The organism is Periweissella fabalis (assembly GCF_012396505.1).
GTDB lineage: Bacteria > Bacillota > Bacilli > Lactobacillales > Lactobacillaceae > Periweissella > Periweissella fabalis.
Map to the genome: position 1 here is coordinate 1 of NZ_JAAXPN010000022.1, position 1,898 is coordinate 1,898.

At 48.9% G+C, this 1,898-nt stretch carries 18 tRNA genes and 1 rRNA gene; all 19 read left to right on the plus strand.

Features of this window, described 5'->3' with window-relative positions:
- Positions 1–2: 2 nt before the first annotated feature.
- Positions 3–119: ribosomal RNA gene (gene rrf / locus HF964_RS09795) — 5S ribosomal RNA — on the plus strand.
- Between the two features lie 10 nt (positions 120–129).
- Positions 130–202, plus strand: a tRNA-Val gene (locus HF964_RS09800).
- Between the two features lie 2 nt (positions 203–204).
- Positions 205–277, plus strand: a tRNA-Lys gene (locus HF964_RS09805).
- 50 nt (positions 278–327) lie between these two features.
- Positions 328–400, plus strand: a tRNA-Thr gene (locus HF964_RS09810).
- A gap of 4 nt (positions 401–404) precedes the next feature.
- Positions 405–476 (plus strand) — tRNA-Gly (locus HF964_RS09815).
- 23 nt (positions 477–499) lie between these two features.
- Positions 500–585: transfer RNA gene (locus HF964_RS09820), tRNA-Leu, on the plus strand.
- Between the two features lie 5 nt (positions 586–590).
- Positions 591–664 (plus strand) — tRNA-Arg (locus tag HF964_RS09825).
- 32 nt (positions 665–696) lie between these two features.
- Positions 697–770, plus strand: a tRNA-Pro gene (locus HF964_RS09830).
- Between the two features lie 25 nt (positions 771–795).
- Positions 796–869 (plus strand) — tRNA-Met (locus tag HF964_RS09835).
- Between the two features lie 16 nt (positions 870–885).
- Positions 886–959 (plus strand) — tRNA-Ile (locus HF964_RS09840).
- Between the two features lie 33 nt (positions 960–992).
- A tRNA-Ser gene (locus HF964_RS09845) sits at positions 993–1,082 on the plus strand.
- A 33-nt stretch (positions 1,083–1,115) separates the two neighbouring features.
- Positions 1,116–1,189, plus strand: a tRNA-Met gene (locus tag HF964_RS09850).
- 6 nt (positions 1,190–1,195) lie between these two features.
- Positions 1,196–1,269, plus strand: a tRNA-Asp gene (locus HF964_RS09855).
- Between the two features lie 6 nt (positions 1,270–1,275).
- Positions 1,276–1,348: transfer RNA gene (locus HF964_RS09860), tRNA-Phe, on the plus strand.
- Between the two features lie 36 nt (positions 1,349–1,384).
- A tRNA-Gly gene (locus tag HF964_RS09865) sits at positions 1,385–1,455 on the plus strand.
- A gap of 4 nt (positions 1,456–1,459) precedes the next feature.
- A tRNA-Ile gene (locus HF964_RS09870) sits at positions 1,460–1,533 on the plus strand.
- Between the two features lie 39 nt (positions 1,534–1,572).
- Positions 1,573–1,660: transfer RNA gene (locus HF964_RS09875), tRNA-Ser, on the plus strand.
- A 33-nt stretch (positions 1,661–1,693) separates the two neighbouring features.
- Positions 1,694–1,765: transfer RNA gene (locus HF964_RS09880), tRNA-Glu, on the plus strand.
- A 42-nt stretch (positions 1,766–1,807) separates the two neighbouring features.
- Positions 1,808–1,897, plus strand: a tRNA-Ser gene (locus HF964_RS09885).
- Position 1,898: the final 1 nt, after the last annotated feature.

The following is a 1,898-nucleotide window of genomic DNA, read 5'->3' on the forward strand; positions in this document are numbered from 1 at the left end:
AGTGTGGTGATGATGGCGCAGATGATACACCTGTTCCCATGCCGAACACAGAAGTTAAGCTCTGTAGCGCCGAAAGTAGTTGGGGGATCGCTCCCTGCGAGGATAGGACGTCGCCATGCTTATAACATTGGAAGATTAGCTCAGTTGGGAGAGCATCTGCCTTACAAGCAGAGGGTCACAGGTTCGAGCCCTGTATCTTCCATTGAGTCGGTAGCTCAGTTGGTAGAGCAACGGACTTTTAATCCGTGGGTCGCGGGTTCGAGCCCCGCCCGACTCATATCAAATCGAATGGTTTGAGAAGAGAATTTAGTAATAAATATCTTAGTTGCCGACTTAGCTCAGCTGGCAGAGCATCGCTCTTGTAAAGCGAGGGTCGAAGGTTCGAATCCTTTAGTCGGCATCATGCGAAAGTAGTTCAGTGGTAGAACATCACCTTGCCATGGTGGGGGTCGCGGGTTCGAATCCCGTCTTTCGCTTTGTGTCAATTCACAAGAATTATGCCGGGGTGGCGGAATTGGCAGACGCACAGGACTTAAAATCCTGCGGTGAGTGATCACCGTACCGGTTCGATCCCGGTCCTCGGCATTAATGCACCTATAGCGCAATTGGATAGAGTGTCTGACTACGAATCAGAAGGTTGCAGGTTCGACTCCTGCTAGGTGCATCGAATAACATAGTTATTCAAGTTAATATTTTCGGGAAGTAGCTCAGCTTGGTAGAGCACCTGGTTTGGGACCAGGGGGTCGCAGGTTCGAATCCTGTCTTCCCGATGGTTTAGTAGTTATCTACTTAACTCGCGGTGTAGCTCAGCTGGCTAGAGCGTCCGGTTCATACCCGGGAGGTCGAGGGTTCGATCCCCCCTGCCGCGATAAGACTCAAATATACGGACCTTTAGCTCAGTTGGTTAGAGCCGACGGCTCATAACCGTCTGGTCGTAGGTTCGAGTCCTACAAGGTCCATCAAAGATGGATTAAACTGTATTTGAATATTATGGAGGATTACCCAAGTCTGGCTGAAGGGAATGGTCTTGAAAACCATCAGGTCGGGAAACCGGCGCGAGAGTTCGAATCTCTCATCCTCCTTAAATCATCTTTAGATGATTAATTTAATATTATCGCGGGATGGAGCAGTTCGGTAGCTCGTCGGGCCCATAACCCGAAGGTCGTTGGTTCAAATCCAGCTCCCGCAATTGAATGGTCGCATGGTATAGTTGGTTATTACGCCCGCCTGTCACGCGGGAGATCACGGGTTCGAGTCCCGTTGTGACCGTTAAATGGCTCAGTAGCTCAGTTGGTAGAGCAATGGATTGAAGCTCCATGTGTCGGCGGTTCGATTCCGTCCTGCGCCATAATAGTGGTAACACTATGAATTAAATAATAATAATGCGAATGTAGTTCAATGGTAGAACGCTAGCCTTCCAAGCTCGATACGCGGGTTCGATTCCCGTCATTCGCTTTATGGGCCTATAGCTCAGCTGGTTAGAGCGCACGCCTGATAAGCGTGAGGTCGATGGTTCGAGTCCATTTAGGCCCATATAAAGTAACGTAGTTAAATAATTGTGTTACTTGGTTTGGGGAAGTACTCAAGAGGCTGAAGAGGCGCCCCTGCTAAGGGTGTAGGTCGGGAAACCGGCGCGAGGGTTCGAATCCCTCCTTCTCCGTAGTTGTATTATGAATAGAGCTTAAATAATTTTGTCCCGTTGGTCAAGTGGTTAAGACACCGCCCTTTCACGGCGGTAACATGGGTTCGAATCCCGTACGGGACATTTACAATTGATGTAAATGTTAATTGTATAATTGAATATTATGGAGGATTACCCAAGTCTGGCTGAAGGGAATGGTCTTGAAAACCATCAGGTCGGGAAACCGGCGCGAGAGTTCGAATCTCTCATCCTCCTT